Genomic DNA, 22,166 nt, shown 5'->3' with positions numbered 1-22,166 from the left:
CGAAGAGCGCAGCGATGAAACAGCTGCTCCTGCTGCGTCACGCCAAATCGAGTTGGGACGACCCTGACCTCGACGATTTCGACCGACCGCTGGCGGAACGCGGGTTGAAGGCGGCCCGGCTGATCGGCCGCGAGCTTGCCGCGCGCGACTGGCTGCCGGATCAGGTGCTGGTCTCGCCGGCGCTGCGCACCCGCGATACCTGGCGGCTGGTGGCGGCGGAACTGCCAGTGCATCCCCGGGTCGCGTTTGCCGAGGCGCTCTACGATGCTGCAGCGGCGGATATTCTGAGTCAGCTACGCAAAGCGGACCCGTCGAGCGGCTGCCTGCTGGTTCTCGGCCACAATCCAGGCCTTGAGGAGCTGGCAAAACGGCTTGCCGGATCGGGATCGGAGGCGAAGGCGCGCAAGAGGCTCGAGAAAAAGTTTCCGACAGCAGCCCTCGCGCGCTTCGTCCTTGAAGACGATTGGTCCGGTCTGTCGGCCGCCAGGCTGACACATAGCCTGCGGCCGAAGGATCTGAGCTAGAAGTCTGATGTCGCGGGTGCGGAAGATCAGACCCGCCGCACCCGCGACATCAGTTACCCCAGATGCCCTGGCCAGGCTCAGGCCAGTCGGTGGCGGGCTTGTCGGCGGTCTCGTGTTTAACTTTCAAAACAGGGGCATCTAGCCCGCGAAAAACATCGCCGGCCGCAGCCAAGCCGCATTTGCCTTGCGTTGCGATCGATACTATCGATCATCCGGGTCCGATTGCCGAATGGGATCGTCGATCGAGCCTTGGTGGCCGTTGAGACCGAAAGTGGGCGATGCTGGAACGGCAATAGACATGCGATTGCTGCTTGTGGAGGACAATCGCGAACTGGCGGACTGGCTGGGCAAGACCTTGCGCCAGGCGAACTATGTCGTCGACGTCGTCCATGACGGCGAGGATGTCGAGCACGCGCTTGCCGCCGGCGACCACGCGCTTGTCATTCTCGACCTCGCGTTGCCCCGCATGGGCGGACTGGAAGTGCTGCGCATGCTGCGAGCCCGCGGCAACCGGGTGCCGGTGATCATACTGACCGCCAATGCCAGTCTCGATGGCCGGGTCAAAGGCCTCAACGAAGGCGCCGACGACTATCTGCCGAAGCCCTTCCAGGTAGAGGAGCTCGAAGCGCGCATCCGCGTGCAACTGCGCCGCGCCAATGACCGGACGGCACCTGTCGTTGCCTGCGGAGACCTCGTCTTCGACACCAACACCAGGCTGTTCTCGCTCGGTGGCGAAACACTGGCCCTGACACCACGCGAACATGCCGTGCTTGAACAATTGATGATCAAGGCGGGACGCACGGTGAGCAAAGCAGCACTATCGGCGGCGATCTACGATTTCGAGACCGACGCCGATCCAAGCGCCATCGAGATCTATGTGCACCGTGTGCGCAAGAAGCTCGAAGGGTCGCGGGTCCAGATCACCACGTTACGCGGCCTCGGCTATCTCTTGCGCCATGACGACCGCGTGCCATGAGAACGCGCAGCCTGCGCCTGCAATTGCTGGCCTGGGTCGTGCTCCCTCTCGCCGGGCTTGCGGCCATCAATCTGTGGACCAGCCAGCGCAACGCATTGGCGACCGCCGATCTGATCACCGATCGCATGTTGGTCGGATCGGCACGAATGATTGCCGAGCAGGTCGCAATGACCGACGGGGTGATCAACGCCACGGTGCCGCCGGCAGCGCTCGAGATGTTCGACACGGGCGACCGCGACAGGGTCTACTACGGTGTCGAGGCAGCTGGAGGGCGGCTGTTGACAGGCTATCCCGGGCTGCCCAGGACACCCGGACGCCCCAGCATGGAAGCGACCTATCGCGACCAGACGCTGCGGCTGCTGACAATTACGCATGCGGTGGTCGGCGCCGGCGAAGACTCGCCGATATCCGTCACCGTCGGGGTCACGCTTTTCGGGCACGACGCGATGGTGCGGCATCTCTGGTTCAGCGCCTTCACCCAGCAACTGGCGCTGGTGGCGATAGCCGGCGTCTTCGTGCTGCTCGGCCTGCGGCGAGGGTTGACGCCGCTCATCCGGCTGCGCGATGCGGTGCGCTCACCGAAACGCAGCGAACTCGACCCCATCGAAGTCGCCGGTGCGCAGAGCGAAATCCGGCCGCTGGTCGATGCGCTCAACGCCTATATGGAACGGGTGCGGGCGCAGATGGCGGCGCAGCGCCGTTTCATCGCCAATGCCGCGCATCAATTGCGCACGCCGCTGGCGCTGTTGTCGACGCAAGCGAGCTACGCGCTGCGCGAAAACGCTGTCGATGCGCGCCGGGAAGCGCTCATCGCCCTGCAGGCAAGCTCCGCCCGGTTGGCGAGGCTGGCCGAACAGCTCTTGACCTTGTCCCGCGCCGAACCGGGCAGCCGGCGACCGCGCGCCGATCGCATCGACCTGACGCAAGCCGCGCGCCAAGTGCTGGAAACGCATGCGCCGAGGGCCATTGATCGCAACGTCGATCTAGGTCTCGATGAGACTGGCGCCGTACCGGTCATCGGGGACGGCACTATGCTGCGGGAGATGATCGTCAATCTCGTCGACAACGCCCTGCGCTACACACCGGCAGGCGGCACCGTCACCGTCAAGCTCGCCGCCGCCGGCGGCGAGGCCGTGCTGACCGTTACCGACGACGGGCCCGGCATACCTGCCGACGAGCGCGACCATGTCTTCGAGCGCTTCTATCGGCTGACCGGCGAGACCGACGAAGGCAGCGGCCTCGGGCTCGCCATCGTGCGCGAGGTGGTCGAAAATGCGAGCGGTCGCATCACCCTAGCGGATGGCGCGACCGGCGGCCTGGTGGTCGAGGTGCGCCTGCCGTTGGCCAGCGGCTAGGCTGCCCACTCGGATCTGCTTACTGCGTCTCGTGCAGCGGCTGCGGACGCCATTTCGCCAGCCGGTTCTCGACCATCGTCATCAGATATTCCGCGCCCAGCGCCACTACCATGATGATGACGATCGCGGCGTACATGCCCGCGGCATCGAAGGAACCCTTGGCGATGTTGATCAAGAGCCCGATACCGTAGCGTGAGCCGACGAACTCGCCGACGATGGCGCCGATGATGGCGAAGCCGAAGCTGACATGCAGGCTGGCGAAGATCCAGCTCATCGCCGACGGCACGATCACCGAGCGGGTCAGCTGCCAGTCGGAGGCGCCGAGGATGCGGGCATTGGCGATCATCGCCCGGTCGGCCTCGCGCACGCCCTGGAAGGCGTTGTGGAAGACGACGAAGAACACCATGATGAAGGCCAGCGCCACTTTCGAAGCAAGGCCAAGGCCGAGGATCATGATGAAGATCGGCGCCAGCACCACGCGAGGGATGGAGTTGATAACCTTGATGTAGATGGAAAAAATGTCGGCGGCCATGCGGTTGCGGCCAAGCGCGACGCCGATGATGATGCCGGCAACCGAGCCCGTGACGAAGCCGAGGACGGACTCCTCCATCGTCACATACAGATGGTACCAGAGCGGCCCTTCGGACGTACCTTCCGTCATCCACTCATAGAGCCTCTGCGCGATCGCACTTGGCGTGGCGTAGAAGAACGGATCGATCCAGGCCTTGCGCCCGGCGATTTCCCAGGCGGCGAGGAAGACGATGAGGATGGCATACCGCCAGAAGATCACCGTGCGGCGGCGATGCTGCGCGGCCTTGGCGGCGGCGGCTTCTATTTCGGCGTCCGAGGTTCCCGGCCTGAAACTTCCTGCCCTGATGTCGATGGTGGCATCGGTCATTGTGTCCTCCCTCACGCGGCAGCGCGGGCGTAGCTGGTCTCGACCTCTTCCTTGAGATCGGCCCAGATGGTTCGCGAATAGTCGATGAAGCTTTGCTCGTAACGGATGTCGGCGACGACGCGCGGGCGCGGCAGGTCGATGGTGTAGACCGATTTCACCGTCGCCGGCCCGGCGGTCAGCACGTAGACTTTGTCGGCCAGCGCTATTGCTTCCTCCAGATCATGTGTGACGAAGACGACCGAGGCCCTGGCTTCGGACCACAGACGGAGCAGTTCCTCGTGCATGAGAACACGTGTCTGCACGTCGAGGGCGGAAAACGGCTCGTCCATCAGCAGAATCTCGGGGCCGTTGATGAAGGTCTGCGCCAAGGCGACTCGCTTGCGCATGCCGCCGGAGAGTTGGTGCGGATAGTGATGCTCGAAGCGCGCCAAGCCGACGCGCGCCAGCCAGTCGCGCGCCGCGGCGGTCGCTTCTGACTTGGCCCTGCCACGGAAGAGCGGCCCGGCCATGACGTTCTCGATCACCGTGCGCCATGGAAACAGCGCATCACTTTGAAAGACGAAACCGATGCGGGGATCGATGCCCTTGACGGGTGCACCCATGACCCGGACCTCGCCCGCGCTTGGGCTCGCCAATCCGGTGACGAGGTTGAGGGTGGTGGACTTTCCGCAGCCGGTCGGGCCGACGACGGCGACGAATTCGCCGCGCTCGACGGTCATGGTGAAATCACGGATCGCGGTCAGCGACTTGCCGGTGGGGGACAGGAAGCGGCGGCTGACATTGATCAGCTCAATTGCCGGTGCGCTGTTTTCTTGTGTCATGCTGGGCTAACTCCCGGTTCGAACGAAGGACCGCCGTCGGCCAAGGCCTCCGGGCGTGAAAACCAGACGATGCCGGCGCGAGGCGGTGCATCGCGCCGGCAGACGGGTCACTTCGCGTTTTTGACGAATTCCGTCGTGTAGGTCTTCGACAGGTCGATCTGCTTGCCTTGCAGTTCCTTCTTGAAGGCGGACAGCACAGTCAGCACCGTCTCGGGGCCGCCCTCGGGCATTATACCGTCGGCGGTAAACATCGCCTTGCCGTCATCAAGAGCCTTCACATAGCCTGCCTTGTCACCGACATAGTAGTCCTTCGGCATCTTGTCGGCGATTTCAGCGCCGCTATGGGTATTGATGAATTTCTGCGTCTTGACGAAAGCATTGGTCAGCTTCTGCACCACATCCTTGTGGGCCTCGACCCAGTCCGTCTGCATGTAAAGAGAGGCGGCCGGGTATGTGCCGCCGAGCGCGGCTTTGGTGCCTTCTATCGTACGCATGTCGACAAGGATTTTCGCTTCACCCGTCTTGAGGAGCCGGGTGATGGTCGGTTCAGTCGTCATACCTGCCTGGATCTTGTCCTGCTGCATCGCGGCGATGAACGTATCGCCGGCGCCGACGGGGATTGAGGTGAATTCACCTAGCTTCAAGCCGTTCTTCACGGCGAGGTATTCAGTCAGGAAGTTCGTCGAGGAGCCGAGGCCGGTGACACCAAGGCTCATGCCCTTGAAATCGGCCGGTGACTTGATTTCGGGATGCTTCGTCGAAACCAGTTCGACCTCGCCGGGTGCCTGGCTGAACTGGACAATGGACTCGACGAATTTGCCCTTGGCCTGGAGGTCGATGCAATGGTCGTAGAAGCCGACAACGCCTTGCACGGCGCCGGCCAGCATCTCGTTTTCGGCATCGACGCCGGCCGGTTCGTTCAGCAACTCGACGTCGAGACCCTCGTCCTTGAAATAGCCCAGGGCCTCGGTGAGCTTGGCGGGCAGATAGATCTGCTTTTCGTAGCCACCCACCATGATGGAAATCTTTTCGTCGGCCGCCGATGCCACTGTGGCGCCGGTGGCGGTGATGGCAAGCGTCAAGGCAGCGGTGCGCAAGGCACGCTTCGAGATGAAACCGGTCACAAAACTTCCTCCATTTGGGCGGCGGGCTGTGAAGCCGCGCCGCATTCCTCCCTCGCCGACCGTCGCGGGTCGGACATGCGGTGACACCGCAAAACCGTCATGACATGCCCAAGCTTTCAGCTGGCTTTCAGCCGCGAGGCAAAAACGTTCGCAGCGTCACGCCCGAGCGCTCTGCCCCAGCATGTCGCGCATGTCGTATTCGCCGGGAGCACGGCCCGCCACCCAGAGTGCCGCGGCGATGGCGCCGCGTGCAAACATGATGCGGTCGCCAGCCGAATGCGACACGGTGACGGTCTCGCCCTCGGCGCGGAAGCTGACGCTGTGCTCACCGACGATGCTGCCGCCGCGCGCCACCGCGAAGCCTATCTCGCCCGCCGGCCGCGCGCCGGTGACATCATCGCGGACGCGCCTCGCAACCGTGTCCAGCCGGACGTCGCGTCCGCCGGCAACCGCCTGCCCCAGCATCAGCGCCGTGCCCGAAGGCGCGTCGATCTTGTGGCGATGATGCGCCTCGAAAATCTCCGCATCCCAGTCGTCGGGGTCGAGCGCCCGCGCCGCCTGTTCGACCAATCCGACCAGCATGTTGAGCCCGAGCGAGAAGCTACCGGAGCGCACGATGGCAATGGCTTTCGCGGCATCGGCGATGGTGGCTATCTCGGCGGCCTCGAAACCCGTCGAGCCAATCACCAAGGCTGGCCCGCCCCTTTCGGCACACAATCTGGCCAGTTCCGCGGAGGCGGCCGGCGTGGTGAAGTCGACGACCACGTCGGCCATGGCAATTGCCTCGTCGCGGCTCACCAGCCCATCGCCGACACTGCCCGGACGGTGAAAGCAGCCGGCGAGCGCCAGACGCGCATCGGCCCGCACCGCATCCGCCATCTGGCGACCCATGCGGCCGAGAGCGCCAGAAATGGCGATCCTGATCGGCGGCTGCGGCATCGGCTCCTGCTATTTCCACATGCCGCGCATGCGCGCGCCGATGTCGACGCGCACCTCCGGCCGAGGCGCCCTGCCCTGCGCCGCTTGCGCGGCCGGCCACGAAAGCTGCTGGAACGCGGCGAGGATGGAGGCCGGAATGAAACGGGTGCGCGAGGCGTAGACATGGCGGTCGCCGCGTGCCGCCTGGCCATGCGGAAAGAAGCGCTGTGGCATGACGAGGTTGAGACTGTCCTTGGCCCGTGTCATCGCCACGTAGAGCAGCCGTCGCTCCTCCTCGATATCTTCCTTGGTCCCGACACCGAGATCGGCCGGAATGCAGCCGTCGACCGTGTTCAGCACGAAGACGTTCTTCCACTCCTGGCCTTTGGCCGAGTGGATGGTCGACAGGATCAAATAGTCCTCGTCGCGGTGCGGAGGGCCGGCCTGGTCGCTGGTTGCATCCGGCGGATCGAGCGTCAGCTCGGTCAGGAAGCGTTCGCGCGAAGCATAGCCCGAGCCGATTTGCTCGAGTTGCAGCAGGTCGGCGCGGCGCGTGATCGCGTCCTCGTGGATGCGCTCCAGATGCGGTTCGTACCACAGCCTGATCTGTTCGAGATCGGCCGGCCATTTGGCGCCGGCGCGCAAGCCGGAATAGAGCGAGACGAAGCCGGGCCAATCGTCCGCGGCACGCTGCGGCGGACGCCAGCCGGCCAGGCCCATCGCCTCGTCCAGCGCCGACGTCATGGCCTCGACGATCTGCGCGGCGGCGGAAGGGCCGATGCCGGGAAGAAGCTGCAGCACGCGAAAGCCGGCGACACGATCGCGCGGATTTTCGGCAAAACGCAGCACCGCCAGCACGTCCTTGACATGCGCGGCATCGAGGAATTTCAGGCCGCCGAACTTGACGAAGGGAATGTTGCGCCGCGTCAGCTCGATCTCCAGCGGCCCGCTGTGGTGCGAGGCGCGAAACAGCACCGCCTGTGACTTCAGCGCGGTACCGACCTCGCGCTCGGCAAGGATGGTGTCGCAGACGAAGTTCGCTTGCTCGACCTCGTCGCGCACGGTCACTAGTCTTGGCTTATCGGCGGATTTGCGTTCCGACCACAGGTTCTTGGTGAAGCGCTCCGAGGCTTCGCCGATGACCGCATTGGCAGCCGCCAGAATGGTCTCGGTCGAGCGATAGTTGCGCTCCAGCATCACCACATCGGCGGTCTGCGCGAACTGTCTGGGGAAGTCGAGAATGTTGCGCACTTCGGCGGCCCGGAACGAATAGATCGACTGCGCGTCGTCACCGACGACCGTCAGCCCGGCACCGTCGGGCTTCAGCGCCATCAGGATCGAGGCCTGCAGCCGGTTGGTGTCCTGATACTCGTCGACCAGCACATGGTCGAACCGTCCGCCCAGATGCGTGGCGATTTCAGGCTCGGCCGTCATCTGCGCCCAGTAGAGCAGCAAATCGTCGTAATCGAGCACATTCTGCGCCTGCTTGGCGTCGACGTAACCGGCAAACAATTGCTTGAGCTGCTCGGCCCAGCCGGCGCACCAGGGGAAGGCAGACCCCAGTACCTCACCCAGCGGCGCCTGCGCGTTGACGGCGCGCGAATAGATGGCAAGGCAGGTGCCCTTGGTCGGAAAGCGCGCTTCCGTCCTGGAGAAACCGAGTTCGTGGCGCACGAGATTCATCAGATCGGCGGAATCCTCGCGATCATGGATGGTGAAGGCCGGATCGAGGCCGATCTCCAGCGCATAATCCCGCAGCAGCCGCGCGCCGATGCCATGAAAAGTGCCGGCCCAGGTCAGCGCGTCCGTGATTACCGCGGCGTCGCGGCCGAGCACTTCGCCGGCGATGCGCTCGACACGTCGCGCCATTTCGGAAGCGGCGCGCCGCGAAAACGTCATCAGCAGGATGCGGCGCGGGTCGGCTCCCTTGACGATCAGATGGGCGACACGGTGCGCCAGCGTGTTGGTCTTGCCGGAGCCGGCGCCGGCGATAACCAGCAGCGGGCCGGCAATCTTGCCGTCGCCATGTTCGACCGCCTGCCGTTGGGCGTCGTTCAGCCGGGCAAGATAAGCCGGCTGGACGGTCTGTTCCAAAAACGTCGAATCATGGGCGGCGAGGTTCATCGCCCATCAAGCATCGTTTCCGCTTTGTTCGCAACAGAGAAGCAACTCCGCCGATATAGCGGGAGCAATCAGCGCTTCGGGTCAACGCCCATCGACGCCGACTGCCGGCGCAGCGCCTCGCGGTCGTTTGCGGGCGCCGGCAGCAAGAGCGGATCGACACTGTCGGGAACCTCGTCGATCATCTTGCGGGCGAGACGGTAAGTGACAAAGGCCAGCGTGCCAACCAGAAGCAAACGGATCATGCGGCGGTCCTCCTTCGCTGGGTCAACCTGAGGCGGGGGATTTTGTTCCCTCGGCGCAATCGTGCAACCAAACCGACACCACCTCGTTCCGCGGGTGGAGGAAGGAGCCATGAAAAAGCTGGGACTGATCCTCGCGCTGGTGACTTTGGCTTTCTCGGCCTGCGACAACAAATTGCCGCCGACAAAGGCAACTGGGGCCGATCAAGATCTCGCCATTCCTGTCGTGAACAATGCCATTGCCAGCCAGTGAATCTTGCGCAAAAAACGATTGCGGGATCTTCAACGCATTGCCGCGATGCATTCATCGATACGCTCGAGGCGGAACTTGGCATTGCGCAACTCGGGGCCTGCGTCCTGGCGCAGCTGTCGTGTCCGCGCCGAGGCGGCGGTCAAATCTTGTTCGAGTTGAGAGATGCGGGCGCGCTCCCGCCGCGCTTGATCCTCACGCACCGCCTTTATCCAGCTCCGCCCGCGCATCCATGAAGCCGCAGCACCCCAAAGCGTGCCACAGCCATGACAGCAAAACCCTAACTTCCGCCAAGCGCGAGCGCTCTAACTTTAAAATCTAATTTAGCGCAGAGGGGAGAAGGCCGGCGCCGCTTGGGAGGTAATCTGATAGCGCCGGCCAGGCGGATATCAGGTCCGCCGCGTGAGCGAGGCTAGCTGAGTCTTGCCGCAGCGTCATGCGAGATCAAGTATTTCGGCCTTCCCGGGCGTTTTTCCCCCGGTAAATGCCGCGAAAAGCGCCCGCGGATTTCAAGTCGCAAGCCGCTGCCTGGCGATGGCGACATGGAAATTGGCGCCGAACAACAGCCCGTCATCGTTGAAGTCGTAGCTGGAATTGTGAAGCGGTGCCGAGGCCTCGCCGTTGCCGAGGAAGACGAAGCAGCCCGGCACGTGGTCGAGGAAGCGGGCGAAATCCTCCGACGCCGTCATCGGCTCGCGGGCGACCGCGATATTGCCGCGTTCGAAAACAGTCCCGGCCGCGGCAAAGGCCGCGTCGACCAGCTCGGCATCGTTGCGCAAAGGCACGAATTCCCTGGTGTAGTTGACCTCGGCGGCAACATTGTAGGCGGTAGCGATGCCTTCGGCGATGATGCGCATCTGGCATTCGATCTCGGCGCTGACCTCGGAGCGGAAGCTGCGCGCGTCGCCAAGGATGCGGGCAAGGCCCGGCAGTGCGTTGCGGGTGCCGTCGGTGATCAGTTCGGTCACCGAAACCACTGAAATGTCGGCCGGACTCAGCCGGCGCGAGACGATGGTCTGCAGGTTGGTAACCAGCGCACAGGCGGCGACCAGCGTTTCCTGACCCGAATGCGGCCGCGCAGCGTGGCCGCCCAATCCCCTGAGCACGATCTCGAAGATGTCTTCGGCCGACATGACCGGGCCGACGCGGGTCTCGAAATGTCCGATCGGCAAGCCCGGCATGTTGTGCAGGCCAAAGATCTCGTCGAAGGGAAAGCGCTGCATCAGGCCGTCGTCGAGCATCGCTAACGCGCCCTTTCCCCATTCCTCCGCCGGCTGGAAGATGAAGCGCACGATGCCGTCGAAACCGCCCTCCTCGGCCAGGAGCTTGGCCGCACCGAGCAGCATCGCCGTGTGGCCGTCATGGCCGCAGGCATGCATGATTCCGGGATTGCCGGAGCGGTATGGCGCGGCCGATTGCTCTGATATGCGCAGAGCATCCATGTCGGCCCGCAACGCGATCGCGCGGTTGCCGCTGCCGCGCTTCAAAGTCCCGACGACGCCGGTGCCGCCGACACCCTCGGCGACATCGTCCAGGCCGAATTCGCGCAGCTTGGCGGCAACGAAGGCCGCGGTGCGCTCCACCTCGAAGCCAAATTCAGGGTGCGCGTGCAGATCATGCCGCCACCCTGTCATCTCCAGCTTCAGCACATCACGATCGATTTCAGCCATTGCCTGATACCTCCGGATCCGCAAGGTGGGCGACGATATCAAGCAGGATGTTGGCGCCGGCGACAAGCTCGGCATCGGCGGTATGTTCGCGCGGATTGTGGCTGATGCCGCCGGCGCTCGGCACGAAAATCATCGCCGCGGGCGCGAGCCGCGCCATCATCTGCGCATCGTGGCCGGCGCCTGAGGTCATGCGCTTCGATGCGTACCCGCGCTTTTTCGCGGCAGTCTCGATCAATTCGACAATGCTGACATCGAAGATCACCGGCTCGAAGCGGGCCAGCCGCTCGATCGAGATAGTGACGCCATCGTCGGCCGCGAGGTCCTCAAGAAACGCCGCGAGTGCGGCTTCCTCGGCTTGCAGGCGATGCTCGAAAGGGTCGCGCAGGTCGACGGTGAAGACGGCGCGGGAGGGAATGACATTGATGGCGTTTGGCTCGAAACGCATCGTGCCGACCGTTGCAACGGTCGGTGTGTTCGAGGCCTTGGCGCGGTCGTGCAGGAACGTGACGACACGCGCAGCCGCATGCCCGGCGTCATTGCGCATCGACATCGGCGTGGTGCCGGCGTGGTTGGCGACGCCGTCTATGGTGATGCGCTGCCAGGAGATGCCTTGCAGGTTTTCCACAGCACCGATCGGCACGCCTTCGCGTTCCAGAACCGGGCCCTGCTCGATATGCAATTCGAGATAGACATGCGGCTTGAGGAAGCCCGGCTCCTCGTCGCCGGCATAGCCGATGCGGGCCAGTTCCTCTCCCAGCACGCTGCCGTCGGTGCCGACGGCCGCCAGCGCCTCGTCGATACCGACGCCGCCGGCATGGACCAGTGAACCCATCATGTCGGGGGAAAAGCGAACCCCTTCCTCGTTGGTGAAGGCGGCGACCGCGAGCGGGCGCGACGGGACAAGAGCCGACGCCTTCAGAGTCTCGATCACCTCCAGCCCGGCGAGCACGCCGTAGGAGCCGTCATAGATGCCGGCATCGATGACGGTATCGATATGCGAGCCGATGAGGATCGGCGCATGGCCGGCATTCTCCGGCACCTGCCAGACGCCGAAGATATTTCCCATGCGATCGATGGCGATTTCGAGACCGGCCTCGCGCAGCCAGCCGACGAAGCGGTCGCGACCCAGCCTGTCGGCGTCGGAGGCGGCCAGCCGCACCAATCGGCCCTCGCCATCACGACCGATGCCGCCGAGCTCGAGGATGCGGCCAAGCAGCCTTTGTGCGTCGATCGAGGTCATTGCATCGATCAAGGTCATTGGATCGATCAAGGTCATGGCGTCGCTCCAGAAAGCACATTACCGGCAAGCACATCCGCCGGACTCGTGCCGACGAGTTCGGCATAGCGGTGGGGATCTGTCGCGCCTTCGGTGTTGACGACCAGCACGCGCGAAGTGGCGTCGAGGCCAAGCTCGGCCTTATGATCGGCCATCGCCCGGATCAGCCCGGCAAGGCCGACGCCGCCGCTTTCACCGGCGACGATGGCCGGATCGTTGCCGGCCGGGCGTGCCAGCCGCCGCATCACGGCGATGGCTTCGTCCTCGTCGACGGTCATGAAGGCATCGGCGACGCGTGCCAGCACGCGCCAGGCGACCGGCGACGCCTCGTAGCATTCGAGCATCGCCATGACTGTCGCCTCGCCATGCGTGATCTTGATCGGATGCCCGGCCTTGGCGGCGCCGAAAACGCAGGCGGCACGTGCGGGTTCCACCACCGTGAAAACCGGCCTGGCTTCGCCAAGCACTATGGCGAGATGGCCGCCGACCGCCGCCGCGATGCCGCCGACGCCGGCTTGCACGAAGACATGGGTCGGCGGTTCGGAGATCTGGCCCAGCGCCTCGCGCACGATCGCCGTGTAGCCCTGCATGACGAGGCCCGGAATGCGTTCGTAGCCCGGCCATGACGTGTCGGAAACCACCGTCCAGCCTTTCTCCGCGGCAACGCGCGCCGCCTGCCTGACCGAATCGTCGTAATTGCCGTCGACGCGGATCATCTCCGCCCCATAGCAGGCGATGGCAGCGACGCGCCCGTCGCTGACACCGGCATGGACAAAGATCGCTGCCTTTGCGCCGACAAGCTCGGCGCCTTGCGCGACGGAGCGGCCATGATTGCCGTCGGTAGCGCAAGCAACCGTCATGGTCGCCGCGACCGACCGGACCTCGGGCCGATCGAGATCGCCGACATCGACGGATCGGCCGAGCCGCTTGCTTGCCTCCTCCAGGACCAGACGGAAGACCGCATAGGCGCCGCCCAGCGCCTTGAAGCTGCCTAGGCCGAGGCGAAAGCCCTCATCCTTGACATGCAAGGTGCCGAGACCGAGTTCACCAGCCAATGCCGGCAGGGCGTGCAGCGGCGTCGTCAGGTGATTGTCACGGCAGGCAAGGAAACGCTCGACAGTATCCGCCCCGGCGATGCCGACGGTTTCGGCATCGGCCTCGTCCAGCGGCTGGCGATGCAAGGCATGGCGATTGGGCAGGAACATTGGCGGCTCTCCTTGGCGTCGTCCAAGAGAAGATATTGCAAACCTTGCGCAAAAAGCGCCGTATTTTGGCTCTCGAAATGCAAGTTTGTTTCGTTAGGATAACAATGTCTCGGTGGCCAGCCTCACTCGACAGCTTCGATCTGGCCATCCTTGCCATCCTGCAGCGGGACAACACGACGCCGCAACGGCTGATCGGCGAGGCGGTGAACCTGTCGGCGCCGGCGGTGCAGCGCCGCATCAACCGCATGGAGCAGACCGGCGTCATTGCCGGCAATGTCGCCATTGTCGAGCCGGCGGCCGTCGGCCAGCCAATCACTATCTTCGTCGAGGTGGAGCTCGAGAGCGAACGCACCGAACTGATCGACGAGGCCAAGCGGCAATTCTCGGCGGAGCCGCAAGTTCAGCAATGCTATTATGTCACCGGCGAGGCCGACTTCATCCTCGTCATCACCGTGGCCGACATGGGTGCCTACGAGGCGCTGACGCGAAAACTGTTCTTCGGCAGCAACAATGTGCGGAAGTTCCGCACCTTCGTCGCCATGGACCGCGCCAAGGTCGGGTTGACGGTGCCCCTGCCTGGATGAGCCGGTGGCACCCTTGCCACGTTTCTGACATTCTGGATCGCCATTGGAGGGAGGCGCGCATGGACGAAACCACGAAAGTCGCGATCATCGGTGCCGGGCCGGCGGGCCTGGCGGTTGCCGCGTGTCTTCGCCAGGCCGGGCAGGATTTCGTCATGCTCGAAAAGGAGCAGCAGGCCGCGCCAGCCTGGCGGCGTCACTATGACCGCGTGCATCTGCATACGACCAAGCGTTACTCATCGCTGCCCTTCGTTCCCTTCCCAAGGGATTATCCGCGCTATGTGCCGCGCCACCTCGTGGTCGAATATCTCGACGCCTATGCAAAACGCTTCGACCTGGAGCCCCGTTTCGGCGAAACGGTGCGGGCGGTCGCCCGGGAGGGCCGCGGTTGGCGGGTGGAATCGACCTCCGGCGCCTTACGCGCTTCGCATGTGGTGATCGCGTGCGGCTACAATGCCGAACCCTTGCTGCCCAGATTTGCCGGTATCGACGCCTTCAAGGGCAAGACGCTGCACAGCGCCGACTATCGCAACGCCGCGCCTTTTGCCGGCCAGCAGGTGCTGGTGGTCGGCATGGGCAATACCGGCGCGGAGATTGCGCTCGATCTGGTGGAAGGCGGCGCCCGACCGACGATCTCGGTGCGCGGCGGCGTTCACATCGTGCCGCGCGAACTGTTCGGCGTGCCGATCCAGATGGTCGGTATGGCGACGCGGCTCGGGCCGCGGCGCATCAACGACGCGCTGTTCCCCGTCATCCTCGATCTGGTGCTGGGAAGGCTGGAAAAGTTTGGGCTCAGACGGCCGAAGCAGGGATTGCTGCAGCAGATCGCCCTTGCGTCGCGCATTCCGGTGATCGATGTCGGCACCATCGGCAAGATCCGGGAAGGTGCGATCAAGGTGGCGCCCGACATCGCCGAAATCTCGGAAAGCGGTGCGCGTTTTGCGGACGGCAAGCACGGCGAATTCGACGCCATCCTCTTCGCCACCGGCTACCGGCCAGGCTATGCCAGGTTCCTCGAACCCGGCGTGGAGCCCGCCCCCAGCGGCGTCAATGCCCGAGCTTCGGATCTCGGCCTCTATCTGGTCGGCTTTCACAATGCGGTCACCGGGCTGTTGCGCGAAATCGGCATCGAAGCCCAGGCGGTCGCCGACGACATCCGCCAGCGGCAAAACAGGAAAAAGGTGGCCGAAACCCTGCCGGTGTGATCCCAGACCGCGCCCTCAATCCACCGCGGGCGATGTCCTGAGCATCATGCCGGCGATCTCCTTCGTCAGTTTGGCGGCGACAAGCGCCGTCATGTTGGAGAGGTCTTGGCTCGGATTGTATTCAACGATATCAGCGGCAACGATCGGCTGGTTGATGCCTTGAATCAGGTTGATAACCTGCCGCGTCGACAGGCCGCCAGGCTCGCGGTGGGAGACGCCGGGCGCAAAGGCTGGATCGAGCCCGTCGAGATCCATCGAGATATAAACCGGCGTCTTGAGATCAAGCGACGGGCTTTCGCCGAAATGAGCGGCCTCCACGGCCTCGACGCCAAAGCGCTTGAACTGATCACGGTGATGGTCGTTCACGGTGCGCAGGCCGATCTGGATCAGTCGGTCGGCTAGCCGTTCCTCCATGATGCGCGCGAATGGCGAGGTGTGCGAACGCGGATTGTCACCGTAGGCATGATAAATGTCGGGGTGAGCATCGATATGCACGATCGTCAGGCTCGGGTGGCGACGGCGCACCGCGCGCAGCACCGGCCAGGAGATCGCATGGTCGCCCCCAAGGCTGATCAGCGGGTGGCCAGCGTCCAGGGCGCGACCGACTTCGCTTTCGATGCGCTGCCAGGGATCGCCAGGTTTGTCGAAGCCGATGTCGCCATGATCGACGAAGCGGCCGGTCAGGTCGAAGCCGGTCTCGCTCCATGAGGAGTAAGCATCGCTGGCGAGTTCGCGCCTGATGAGCGGCGGCGCCTTGGCCGCACCCTGGAGGTAGGACGAATTCTCGTCATGCGGTATTCCCAGAAGCGAAATCGCGCCTGCCATCGACACTCTCCCATTACGACGGACAAATTGACATCAGGCGCAATCGATAATCGCGGTCGCTATGGACTCAGCTCTTGCGCCCGGCGCAGCCAGACCTTGTTGTCGTGAAAGGCAGCACCGCCGTAGGGTGCCGGGGCGTCGGCGCCGGTCAGCACATTGATGCCCTCGCCGCGCTCATGCGCGCTGTTCGGCCAGATACCTTCGGCGATCACGACACCGCGCTTGACGCCGCCGAACAATCTGGCGTGCAGCACCACCTCGCCGCGCGTGTTGCCGATTTCGACACGGTCGCCCTCGGCCAGCCCTAGAGCCGCCGCGTCATCGGGATGCAGCAGGACTTCCGGGCGGCCCTCCTTGGCCTTCGACACCGGTGTTTCGGAAAAGGTCGAGTTGAGGAAGTTGCGCGCCGGCGAGGTCGTCAGCCGGAACGGATGGGCTTCGTCAGCCACCTCGATCAGGTCGACATGATCGGGAAATTCGGGCAATCGCACCACCGGGCCGAACAGGCCCATGCTCTTCGGCGGCCGGTTGGGGGCCGCCTGGCCGGTCCAGTCGGCGCGAAAACGGAATTTGCCATCCGCATGGCCAAAGCCCCGGATGAAATGGGCCGTGTCGAAATCCGGCTGCAGATCAATCCACTTCTGCTCTTCCAAGCTGGCGAAGCTGCCCAAGCCGCGCTTGCCGAGGATGATGTCGATATGCTGCTGCTCGGTCAGCCCGAAGCCCGGCCTGTCGGCGACACCAAGGCGCCCGGCCAGTTGCTCGATGACGAAATGGTTGGTGCGCGGCCCTTCCGGCGGTTCGATCAGCTTGGGGCCGAGGGTGATGTGCTGGTTGCCGCCACCCTTGTAGATATCGTCATGCTCGACAAACATCGTCGCCGGCAGCACGACGTCGGCCAGCTTGGCCGTGTCGGTCATGAACTGCTCGTGCACGCAGGTGAACAAATCGTCTCGCAGGAAGCCCTGCTTCACCAGCCGCTGCTCGGGCGCGACATTCGCCGGATTGGTGTTCTGGATCAGCATCGCCGTCACCGGCGGTCCGCCATAGAGCGCGTCACTGGCGCCGGTCAGCACCGGGCCGATGCGGGAATGGTCGAGATAGCGGATCGAGGGATCGCGCATGCGCGTGCCCTCCAGCACCTCCTGGTTGAGCTTGAAGATGCCGGAATTGGAATGGAAGGCGCCGCCACCCTCATACTGCCAGGCGCCGGTGACGGCGGCGATGCAGGACGCGGCATGCATGTTGACGGCGCCGTTGCGCTGGCGGGCAAAGCCGTAGCCGAGGCGAAAATAGGTCTTTTTCGTCGTGCCGACGAGGCGCGCGAAGGTCTCGATCTCGGCGACCGTCAAACCAGTGATATCAGCCGCCCATTCCGGCGTGCGGGTAACGAGATGCGCCTCCAGGCCCTTCGGATCGTCCGTGTATTTCTGCAGATAGGCGCGGTCGGCCAGGCCTTCGCGAAACAGGACATGCATGACGGCACAAGCGAGCGCGCCGTCGGTGCCGGGCTTCAGGACCAGACCGATGTCGGCCTGCTTCATCGTCGCATTCTCATAAACGTCGATGACCACGATCTTCGCGCCGCGTTCCTTGCGCGCCTTGATGGCGTGGGTCATCACATTGACCTGCGTGACCACGGCGTTGGTGCCCCAGATCACCACGCAATCGGATTTCGCCATCTCGCGCGGGTCCGGTCCTCGCAGCGCGCCTGCCCCCATCATCCAGCCGGTCCAGGCGAGATTGGTGCAGATCGAGCCGAAGAAGCCCGAGTACTTTTTCGCGTGGCGCAACCTCTCGATGCCGTCGCGCTGCACCAGCCCCATCGTGCCGGCATAGTAATAGGGCCAGACCGTCTCCGAGCCGTACTTCGCTTCGGCCGCGTCGAATTTCTCGGCGATGAGGTCGAGAGCGGCCTCCCAGCTCGCTTCCTGCCAGACGCCCTCGCCCTTGGCGCCCTTGCGCACCAGCGGCTTCAGCAGCCGATCGGGATGATGGACGCGGTCGGCATAGCGGGCGACCTTGGCGCAGACGACGCCCGACGTGTAGCTGTTGGCCTTCGCGCCATGGACCCGGCCGATGCGGTTGCCGTCGAGCAGTTCGACCTCGAGAGCACAGGTCGACGGGCAATCATGCGGACAGGCCGAATGGCCGATGCGGAGGTTGGCGTGCTGGTTCATGGGAGCAAACTACCCGTTTATGACGGTCAGGTGTAGGGCCAGATAGCACCTTCCCTCCTCCCCTTGCGGAGAAGGTGGATCGGCGTGATAGCGTCGAGATGTTGAGGGCGTCTTAGCGGATGAGACGCTGGCGGTTCCCTGGCATACCCTTCATCCGACCTCGCTTCGCGAGGCCACCTTCTCCCCCAACGGGAGAAGGAGAAGCGCTCATCCTACTCCGCCGTGCCTTGCTCATATTCGGCCGACATGGTCAGCCATTTTTCCTCGTGGCCTGCCAGCGTCTGCGCAAGCTGCGAGCGCTCCTTGGCGAGCCGCGTCGCGGTCGAGGGATCCTTTTCGTAGACCGCCGGATTGGACAGCTCGTCCTCGATGCCATCGATGCGTTTGCGGATGCGTTCCATCAGCGCTTCGGTGGCGCGGATTTCCTTGGCCAGCGGCTCAAAGGCGGCGCGGCGTGCGGCCGCGTCGCGGCGTCGGTCGGCTTTTGACGCCTTGTCCGCTTCGCGCTTGCCACGGCGGTCGCCGGAGACGCCGGTGACCAGCGTCTTGTAGTCCTCCAGGTCGCCGTCATAGGGATTGACCGCACCGTCCTTGACCAGCCACAGCCTGTCGGCGGTCGCTTCCAGCAGATGGCGGTCGTGCGAGATCAGGATAACGGCGCCGGGGAATTCGTTCAGCGCATGGATCAGCGATTCGCGGCTATCGATGTCGAGATGGTTGGTCGGCTCGTCGAGGATGAACAGGTTCGGCCCCTCGAAGGCAGACAAGCCCATCAGAAGGCGCGCCTTCTCGCCACCGGACAGATCCTTGGCGGGCGTATTCATTTTCTCGGTCGTGAGACCGAACTGGGCGACGCGGCCGCGCACTTTCGATTCGGGCGCCTCCGGCATCAGCCGGCGGACGTGCTCATAGGCATTTTCCTCAGGACGCAGATCGTCGAGCTGGTGCTGGGCGAAGATCGCCACCTTCAAACCCGGCGCCACCGTCATGGTGCCGGTCTCCTGCTTCAGACGACCCGACAGAAGTTTGGCGAAGGTCGACTTGCCGTTGCCATTGGCGCCGAGCAGCGCGATGCGGTCGTCGGCATCGATGCGCAACGTCATCTTCTTCAGGATAGGCTGACCCTCGGTATAGCCGACATTGACGTTGTTCAGCGCCACGATCGGCGAGGCCACGGTCTTCACAGGCTCGGGGAAAGAGAATGGCCGTACCGTGTCGTTGACGATGGCCGAGATCGGCTTCATCTTTTCCAGCGCCTTGATGCGCGACTGTGCCTGCCTTGCCTTGGATGCCTTTGCGCGAAAACGCTCGACGAAGGATTCCATGTGCTTGCGGGCGGCTTCCTGCTTGACCCGGCCCTTTTCCTGCAATTCCTTCTGCTCGGTATACTGGCGTTCGAACTGGTCGTAGCCGCCGCGCCAGAACGTTAGCTTCTTCTGGTCGAGATGAACGATCGAATTGACGGCACGGTTGAGCAAATCTCGGTCGTGCGAAATCAGAAGCACCGTGTGCGGATACTTTGAAACATAGTTCTCAAGCCACAACGTCCCTTCAAGGTCGAGATAGTTGGTCGGTTCGTCGAGCAGCAGAAGGTCGGGCTCTGAAAACAGCACTGCGGCCAATGCAACGCGCATGCGCCAGCCGCCGGAGAAGGACGAGGCCGGACGGCGCTGCGCGGCGTCGTCGAAGCCTAGGCCGGCCAGGATGGTGGCCGCGCGAGACTCGGCTGAATGGGCGTCGATATCGGCCAGCCGCATGTGGATGTCGGCGATGCGGTGCGGATCGGTGGCGGTCTTTTCCTCGTCGAGGAGCGCGGAACGTTCGAGGTCGGCCTTGAGCACGATCTCGATCAGCGGGTCCTCGGTGCCGGGCGCTTCCTGCGCCACCTGACCGATCCGCGTATTCTTCGGCAGGCTGATCGAACCCGTCTCGGAGGGGAAATCGCCTGTTATGGCCCTGAACAGCGTCGTCTTGCCGGTCCCGTTGCGGCCGACAAGACCGGCCTTGGTGCCGGCCGGCAGGGTGAGCGAGGCGTGGTCGAGTAGCAGGCGCCCCGCCATGCGGAGCGAGAGGTCGTTGATGATAAGCATGGCCGCGCTTTTGCACTGGACATCAACGCTTCGCAAGACCTTGCGGGCCAGTTGGCCGCACAAGGCCTGGAAACGGCGCCCACAACCGCGCCGTCAGAGCCGCGACAGCGGCCTGCCGTGCCAGCCGACAAGGCTTCAGGCAGCAGCCTTGCCGCGCTTTGTCGCCTTGGCCACGACTGCCGGCGCAGCGGCCGGCTTGCGGCCAAGTCCCGTCGACTTCGCCAAGGCCGACCGGGTCGCGGAGTAATTCGGCGCGACCATCGGGTAGTCCGGCGGCAAGCCCCATTTGGCGCGATAGTCGTCAGGGCTCAAACCGTAGTCCGTCCTGAGGTGTCGCTTGAGCGACTTGAACTTCTTTCCGTCCTCCAGGCAGATGATGTAGTCGGGAAACACCGACCTTTTCGGATTTACGGCCGGAACAAGGCTCGGGCTTTCCACGACAGCCGCACCAGCCAGCTTTCGGACCGAGGCGCTGACGCTGGCAATCAAGTCAGGGAGGCCCGAAGCCGGTAGCGGATTGTTGCCTACATAAGCCGAGACAATATCGGCGGTTAGCTCGATAACGATCTTATCCTCGATATTTGACAATTCTTTCACCCTATTTGCGACAAAGTCGTCTACCCAGTGAAGACTTTTGTCGATGTATCTCTTTAACCGCGCCCCCAACGGGCCCGCCAAGTCCCAAAACGAATCAAGACTTGGCGTCAACTACTTTTATGCGAAATCGACGTCGTGCAAATTAGAAAATCTAATACTTGTATACGGCAGACTTGGTTGAACGGCTGTCAGCCAATATCTCAAGAATACGCTTCCAGCGGGCACAACGCCCGAAATCCTTCTGCTCGATCGCCTTTTCGGCCCTCATCGCGGCGTAAAGTGGTGCCTCGGCGCCAAATTCCTCGATGAGCCAATGCGCTTCCTGCCTGGCGAGACGTTCATTGTCGTCAAACATAATTTTCCGCCTCCGAACGCTCCAGTCCAACAGCGATGCAACTGCCGACGACAAGGACGGCTCCGGCAATGGCTGTCGTCGTCAGCCGTTCGCCGGACAAGGTCAGCAGCAGTGTCGAAGCGATCGGCGTGAGATAGGCGATGACAGCCACCTTCGCGCTGCCTCCAAGTTTCAGGGCCCGCGACCAGAAGTAATAACCAAGCCCCATAGGGCCGGCACCGAGATAGAGCCCGAGGGCCAGATCCACTCCGGTGGGCCAGGCGATGCCTTCGCGAGCGGACCATATAAGCGTCAACGCGACGCCAACCAGCGACGATGGCAGCAACAGGCGGTCCGGCGAAGTGGCGAGCCGTCCCACCATCACCGAATAGAAAGCCATGCACAGCGCGGACCCGAATGCGCATAAATAGCCGGCGAGATCACCCTGAAACCAGGTGCGGTCGCGGCCTCCCGAAATCACCAGTGCGACGCCGACGAACCCAAGGGCCGCTGCAAGGCCCAGCAAAGCCGGACGCCGGGGATTTTCGAAGGCGATCACTGCCGCGGCAACCATCAAGGGCCAGGTGTAGGCCACGAGATTGGCTTCGATCACCGGCATCGAGGCGAAGGCGATATATTGCAGCACCATGGTGCCGACCAGACCGATGAAGCCGACCGCGAGCGGCACCAGCGCGGTGCTCGCCGTGATTGCCGTGGCTTTCTCCCGGCTCATCAACCGGATGGCCGCGAAGACCAGTGCGGCCCCAACAAATTGCAGGAACTGCACCTGCGACACCGGGTGACTGGCCAGCAGGGATTTGCCGACCAGCGCATTTGTCGACCACAACGCTACCGCGCCGGTGGCGAAGACCAGCGCGGACATCGAGCCTGATCCATGCCGAAAAAAGCGCCATGGGGCTCTATCTCTGCGCTCGGCCATGATCCTTTCCGAAAACCGGCTCCCTTTTTTCCGG

Annotated in this window: 22 protein-coding genes; 6 read left to right on the top strand and 16 right to left on the bottom strand. The window is 63.8% G+C overall.

Annotated elements, in window-relative coordinates; translation table 11 throughout:
* Positions 1–14 precede the first annotated feature (14 nt).
* The 3 genes from ACVWWD_RS17740 (at position 15) to ACVWWD_RS17730 (ending at position 2,855) form a co-directional block, all read left to right on the top strand.
* Positions 15–524 carry a SixA phosphatase family protein gene (locus ACVWWD_RS17740; protein WP_352551315.1) on the top strand — a complete coding sequence of 170 codons (510 nt, stop codon included), beginning with the start codon at positions 15–17 and terminating at the stop codon, positions 522–524.
* Between the two features lie 298 nt (positions 525–822).
* A complete protein-coding gene (locus tag ACVWWD_RS17735) occupies positions 823–1,500 on the top strand; it encodes a response regulator (protein ID WP_023773450.1) in 678 nt (225 codons plus the stop codon).
* The gene (locus ACVWWD_RS17730) at positions 1,497–2,855 is read left to right on the top strand and encodes a sensor histidine kinase (protein WP_023773449.1); all 1,359 of its coding nucleotides are present in this window, start codon (positions 1,497–1,499) and stop codon (positions 2,853–2,855) included. Before ACVWWD_RS17735 ends, ACVWWD_RS17730 begins: the two co-directional genes overlap by 4 nt.
* 19 nt (positions 2,856–2,874) lie before the next feature.
* Here the strand turns inward: ACVWWD_RS17730 and ACVWWD_RS17725 are convergent, their stop codons facing one another.
* From ACVWWD_RS17725 to ACVWWD_RS17700, 6 genes are all read right to left on the bottom strand, one after another.
* Entirely contained in the window at positions 2,875–3,753 is an 879-nt protein-coding gene (locus tag ACVWWD_RS17725; protein WP_352565173.1) for an ABC transporter permease, read from the bottom strand.
* Positions 3,754–3,764: 11 nt separating this feature from the next.
* Positions 3,765–4,574: an ABC transporter ATP-binding protein gene (locus tag ACVWWD_RS17720; RefSeq protein ID WP_023773447.1), complete on the bottom strand. Its 810-nt coding sequence runs from the start codon at positions 4,572–4,574 to the stop codon at positions 3,765–3,767.
* Positions 4,575–4,681: 107 nt separating this feature from the next.
* On the bottom strand, positions 4,682–5,686 hold the full coding sequence (locus ACVWWD_RS17715) for an ABC transporter substrate-binding protein (RefSeq protein WP_435053975.1): 1,005 nt from the start codon (positions 5,684–5,686) through the stop codon (positions 4,682–4,684).
* Positions 5,687–5,854: 168 nt separating this feature from the next.
* Positions 5,855–6,637 carry a 4-hydroxy-tetrahydrodipicolinate reductase gene (gene dapB / locus ACVWWD_RS17710; protein WP_352546589.1) on the bottom strand — a complete coding sequence of 261 codons (783 nt, stop codon included), beginning with the start codon at positions 6,635–6,637 and terminating at the stop codon, positions 5,855–5,857.
* 9 nt (positions 6,638–6,646) lie between these two features.
* Positions 6,647–8,740 carry an ATP-dependent helicase gene (locus ACVWWD_RS17705; protein WP_023773444.1) on the bottom strand — a complete coding sequence of 698 codons (2,094 nt, stop codon included), beginning with the start codon at positions 8,738–8,740 and terminating at the stop codon, positions 6,647–6,649.
* A gap of 68 nt (positions 8,741–8,808) precedes the next feature.
* Positions 8,809–8,982 (bottom strand): hypothetical protein, encoded by a 174-nt coding sequence (locus ACVWWD_RS17700; protein ID WP_015318449.1) that lies wholly within the window; start codon positions 8,980–8,982, stop codon positions 8,809–8,811.
* Positions 8,983–9,091: 109 nt separating this feature from the next.
* Here ACVWWD_RS17700 and ACVWWD_RS17695 point away from each other — a divergent pair, with 109 nt between their 5' ends.
* A complete protein-coding gene (locus tag ACVWWD_RS17695) occupies positions 9,092–9,232 on the top strand; it encodes a hypothetical protein (protein ID WP_023782926.1) in 141 nt (46 codons plus the stop codon).
* A gap of 29 nt (positions 9,233–9,261) precedes the next feature.
* On the opposite strand, the gene ACVWWD_RS17690 is transcribed toward ACVWWD_RS17695, so the two are convergent.
* From ACVWWD_RS17690 to ACVWWD_RS17675, 4 genes are all read right to left on the bottom strand, one after another.
* A complete protein-coding gene (locus ACVWWD_RS17690; protein WP_352546590.1) occupies positions 9,262–9,432 on the bottom strand; it encodes a hypothetical protein in 171 nt (56 codons plus the stop codon).
* 306 nt (positions 9,433–9,738) lie between these two features.
* Complete coding sequence (locus ACVWWD_RS17685; RefSeq protein WP_457103218.1) at positions 9,739–10,899, bottom strand: M20 aminoacylase family protein; 1,161 nt, start codon at positions 10,897–10,899, stop codon at positions 9,739–9,741.
* Positions 10,892–12,139: a Zn-dependent hydrolase gene (locus tag ACVWWD_RS17680; protein ID WP_352546659.1), complete on the bottom strand. Its 1,248-nt coding sequence runs from the start codon at positions 12,137–12,139 to the stop codon at positions 10,892–10,894. The genes ACVWWD_RS17685 and ACVWWD_RS17680 overlap by 8 nt, the downstream gene beginning before the upstream one ends.
* 32 nt (positions 12,140–12,171) lie before the next feature.
* Positions 12,172–13,380, bottom strand: coding sequence for a diaminopropionate ammonia-lyase (locus ACVWWD_RS17675; protein WP_457103217.1), 1,209 nt, complete (start codon positions 13,378–13,380; stop codon positions 12,172–12,174).
* Positions 13,381–13,484: 104 nt separating this feature from the next.
* Between ACVWWD_RS17675 and ACVWWD_RS17670 the strand changes: the two genes are divergently transcribed.
* Both ACVWWD_RS17670 and ACVWWD_RS17665 read left to right on the top strand, forming a co-directional pair.
* Complete coding sequence (locus tag ACVWWD_RS17670) at positions 13,485–13,964, top strand: Lrp/AsnC family transcriptional regulator (RefSeq protein ID WP_023782921.1); 480 nt, start codon at positions 13,485–13,487, stop codon at positions 13,962–13,964.
* Positions 13,965–14,023: 59 nt separating this feature from the next.
* Positions 14,024–15,166 (top strand): flavin-containing monooxygenase, encoded by a 1,143-nt coding sequence (locus tag ACVWWD_RS17665; RefSeq protein ID WP_352546592.1) that lies wholly within the window; start codon positions 14,024–14,026, stop codon positions 15,164–15,166.
* A gap of 15 nt (positions 15,167–15,181) precedes the next feature.
* On the opposite strand, the gene ACVWWD_RS17660 is transcribed toward ACVWWD_RS17665, so the two are convergent.
* The 6 genes from ACVWWD_RS17660 to ACVWWD_RS17635 all read right to left on the bottom strand — a co-directional run bounded on the left by ACVWWD_RS17660 (position 15,182) and on the right by ACVWWD_RS17635 (position 22,132).
* The gene (locus ACVWWD_RS17660; protein ID WP_352546593.1) at positions 15,182–15,991 is read right to left on the bottom strand and encodes an agmatinase family protein; all 810 of its coding nucleotides are present in this window, start codon (positions 15,989–15,991) and stop codon (positions 15,182–15,184) included.
* 59 nt (positions 15,992–16,050) lie between these two features.
* Entirely contained in the window at positions 16,051–18,171 is a 2,121-nt protein-coding gene (locus tag ACVWWD_RS17655) for a molybdopterin-containing oxidoreductase family protein (RefSeq protein ID WP_352546594.1), read from the bottom strand.
* A 212-nt stretch (positions 18,172–18,383) separates the two neighbouring features.
* Positions 18,384–20,261: an ABC-F family ATP-binding cassette domain-containing protein gene (locus ACVWWD_RS17650; RefSeq protein WP_352546595.1), complete on the bottom strand. Its 1,878-nt coding sequence runs from the start codon at positions 20,259–20,261 to the stop codon at positions 18,384–18,386.
* Positions 20,262–20,396: 135 nt separating this feature from the next.
* Positions 20,397–20,849, bottom strand: coding sequence for a MucR family transcriptional regulator (locus ACVWWD_RS17645; RefSeq protein ID WP_023773435.1), 453 nt, complete (start codon positions 20,847–20,849; stop codon positions 20,397–20,399).
* Between the two features lie 160 nt (positions 20,850–21,009).
* Positions 21,010–21,213, bottom strand: coding sequence for a hypothetical protein (locus ACVWWD_RS17640; protein WP_023773434.1), 204 nt, complete (start codon positions 21,211–21,213; stop codon positions 21,010–21,012).
* Positions 21,206–22,132: a DMT family transporter gene (locus ACVWWD_RS17635; protein ID WP_352546596.1), complete on the bottom strand. Its 927-nt coding sequence runs from the start codon at positions 22,130–22,132 to the stop codon at positions 21,206–21,208. Before ACVWWD_RS17635 ends, ACVWWD_RS17640 begins: the two co-directional genes overlap by 8 nt.
* Between the last annotated feature and the right edge of the window lie 34 nt (positions 22,133–22,166).

Source organism: Mesorhizobium sp. URHB0026 (assembly GCF_054059755.1).
This window is presented reverse-complemented; position numbering and strand designations above follow the sequence as displayed.